The following is a 1,330-nucleotide window of genomic DNA, read 5'->3' on the forward strand; positions in this document are numbered from 1 at the left end:
AAACCCCGCATAGCGGCTGAGGGATCCCCATAAATCAGTGCTAATAAACCAGCACCATATTTTGGTAGGTTCTGACGAGGTGATTAAGAACGGTGCTGAGTACCGTTCTTTTTAAGATTAGCGGGGGAGTGTCGTAAGACATTCTCCGCTAAAGTAAGATATGAGATAACACGCCGTGATTTAATGCTGTTGGCCTGATACCTCAAATGTAATCCTTTGTTTTCAGCGTGATAGCCGAGCAACCACATTACGATGGTACTCAACGTTGCCAGTAAACTCAGAACCAGCATACGCCCGATTGAACGGCTGTAGCTGGCACGAAGTCCGCACCCGAAGTGCTCACTTTTTTCATCCCTGAAGTTCTGCTCAATTTGCATTCTGCGACTGTATAACTTCATGATTTCTCTTGGCTTAAAATCATCTGTACTGCTGAAGATAAGCCAGGGTTCTTTTGCGGCCCTGCGGGCATCCCGCACCTGTGACTTACGATAGATGCGGCATCGGGAATGCTTATTTTTACGTCCGCAGGATGGCTTCTTGTGAAGATAAAAATGACCATCGCAACGAGCGTATTCAGTGCATCCCAGAGTTCCGACCCCAAGATATACCGGGCGCGAACTGGCTTTGATGGGTGGATGCCTTTCCGCCTTGATATCACTCACGTGATACCAGTATTCACCTGTTTTTAGCAGCCTGAACTTTACCGTTCCTCTTATTCGCCCAATAAAGTCCCAACCGAGTGACTTGATATGCCTGAACCAGGCATTCTGGAAGCCTGCGTCGGTAACAATGATGACTCTGGCCTGCGAGTTTACTGCCTCTGCAAGAGCATCAAGGAAGGCTTTTTGTCTCTGTGAGTTCTGCTGTTTTTCTGACGGAACTATCCAGCTTAACAAGGGGAGTGAACGCCCGTCGCACAGGAGACAGGCGCGAAGAACATGATGCTCCTGAGACGGGTAGCCACTCCAGTCAACAGCAATAACGCAAAGAGACAACTGCCCCGTCAGCATCGAGATAATACTTTTAAAAATCAGAGGAATATCCAGATGCAGTGACTCATTACCCAGCAGGCGATCAACACGTTTGATTTTATTTTTGACCTGAGCCGATCCGGGTAAATGGCGCCCGATGCTGGTCAACGTCAGTGACGCACCGCTAATGAGTGCAACGGTAGCATCCAGCAAGGCATTTTGTCGGTATTTATGAAAAGGTGCTAACACATCACGGAAAAAATTCTGACATACCTGACGAGCAGGCATAGAGGTGATCTCCTTGAATTGGTTGCACAAATCAGTAGATCACAAAACTCTATGCCTGTCTTTTTTTACCC

General features: G+C 47.5%; 1 pseudogene. It reads right to left on the reverse strand.

From position 1 onward, the window contains the following. Positions 1-40: 40 nt before the first annotated feature. Positions 41-1,259 (reverse strand): annotated as a pseudogene (locus tag EIEH_RS10365) (IS4 family transposase). Positions 1,260-1,330: the final 71 nt, after the last annotated feature.

This window comes from Edwardsiella ictaluri ATCC 33202 (genome assembly GCF_000264785.1).
GTDB classification, from domain to species: domain Bacteria; phylum Pseudomonadota; class Gammaproteobacteria; order Enterobacterales; family Enterobacteriaceae; genus Edwardsiella; species Edwardsiella ictaluri.